The sequence below is a fragment of the Alteromonas sp. MMG017 genome (genome assembly GCF_018100795.1).
Lineage (GTDB): Bacteria > Pseudomonadota > Gammaproteobacteria > Enterobacterales > Alteromonadaceae > Alteromonas.
This window is the reverse complement of record NZ_JAGJDY010000027.1, coordinates 1-1,710: the sequence shown is the minus strand read 5'-3', so window position 1 is coordinate 1,710 and position 1,710 is coordinate 1. Positions and strand designations below refer to the sequence as shown.

The following is a 1,710-nucleotide window of genomic DNA, read 5'->3' as shown; positions in this document are numbered from 1 at the left end:
GCCGCCCGGCATGCCTGCGCCCCAGCGAACGTAGTGAGTGACTTAATTTTTTTGTTATGTGCAAACATTCAAAACAACCTTGCCATTACTAATACTGACATTACCAAAGCATGCCGAGATGAAAAAACCTGACTCTGTTTTAATCAAGCTATCGATGTTGCCATAGTCAATCGAACCGTCAATGTCGATTGTCGGTTCGATTGCCGATTGCCCATTAACACAAGATATTGATGAAAAGTCAGAAAAGGTTAAAACGGCTTTCTTGTAACAAGTGTATTCATTTGGTCTGGGTTCAACATAATGAACTGATGAAGGCCAAATACTTGCTTCAAGTTGTATGGAAAACTGACTTTCTGAAACTTCCCATCCCAATACGAAAGAATCTTGAAGATCAATTCCATCCATAGAATCCAAAATTTACTCCTTGCACATAACACCCCAACATTTGATTGTTAGGTATCTTGCTAACCATAAACAAGAAAATACAACAGATTACCGCCCATAATTGCAAATAATAAATAGGTACTCCAACGAATATACTTGTTTATTTTATATCCTTTAACTGAAGCGCATAATGAAGCTAAAGCCCAAAAGGGAGTTCCATAAATAGAGGCTAAAGCGGGCCCCATGAGCAATTCCCAACAAGCTTGCCCTGAACATTTTACGTACAAGAAATAAAAATAAATAAGCATCCCAAGAAACCAAATGCCTACTGCTGCAAAAAATAGATAAAATACTGTTACGAACTTTCGATGTCGACTGTCCAAAGAAGATACCTAACTTTTCAATAACGGGCGCAGGCACGTGGGGCATAATGGCGAAGCCGCCCCGCGTGTTTGCGTCCCAGCGAACGGAGTGAGTAACTTAATTTGCTTGTTATGTTTCGTCACTCAAAACTTCCTCTTTAACCGCCTCGATATCAATATGTGGAATTATGAATTGCCATTGCTTACGTGCAGAATCTAGGTAGATTACAAAACCATAAGCAATTCCAGAAAAAGCAGATATTGCCAATAAATACAATCCAGTAAAACCTTGGAAATGTAAGAAGAACACAATCATGAGCGCAAACCATGAAATACCAGTCAAAAGCAAACTTTTCCTTTTTAGTTTTAATGCGTGTTTTTCTGGATTCTCTATCGAAGATAGAATGCTTTTCAAAGTCTTATTTTTTAATTGATTATCCAAAATTACTCCATGAAACATAGACACAATGACTCCCTGAGAAATGCTAGCCTCCGCATTTTCGTGGGTTAACTTTTCAGCCACCGGAGCGCCGGCCGGAGTCCATTATTAGTTTGCTTAAGACTAAATCATTTGGAGGCTAGCATGAACAAACATAGCATAGTTTTTTTAGGATTAGATACTCACAAAGAATTTCACGAAGTGGCTTATTGTGAAGAGCAGCGTGGAGTAAGTGCGGTGCACTATGGCCGCATTCCTTCTTCAAAAGTCAGCGTCAAAAAGCTTATCCGTCAGTTTGAATCTAAATATCCTGGTGCAACACTTCACGTCGTATATGAAGCTGGGCCTTGTGGATATTGGATCTACCGACTTATTACGAGTTTAGGGCATTGTTGCTATGTTTTAGCGCCTTCCCTTATACCCAAAAAGCCTGGTGACCATATTAAGACTGATAGGCGCGATGCGTTAAAGCTGGTGAAGTTGTTAAAATCGGAAGATCTCACGCCCATTTATGTGCCTGAGCCA

General features: G+C 39.9%; 3 protein-coding genes. 1 reads left to right on the top strand and 2 read right to left on the bottom strand.

Annotated features, from left to right (window positions below; translation table 11 throughout):
* Positions 1-54 precede the first annotated feature (54 nt).
* Together J8L84_RS20005 and J8L84_RS20000 are read right to left on the bottom strand one after the other, a co-directional pair.
* Positions 55-414, bottom strand: coding sequence for a hypothetical protein (locus tag J8L84_RS20005; protein WP_211072240.1), 360 nt, complete (start codon positions 412-414; stop codon positions 55-57).
* Between the two features lie 462 nt (positions 415-876).
* A complete protein-coding gene (locus J8L84_RS20000) occupies positions 877-1,269 on the bottom strand; it encodes a hypothetical protein (RefSeq protein ID WP_211072239.1) in 393 nt (130 codons plus the stop codon).
* Positions 1,270-1,329: 60 nt separating this feature from the next.
* Between J8L84_RS20000 and J8L84_RS19995 the strand changes: the two genes are divergently transcribed.
* Positions 1,330-1,710, top strand: a 381-nt coding sequence (locus J8L84_RS19995; RefSeq protein WP_211072238.1) for a transposase, incomplete at its 3' end; no start/stop codon positions are given.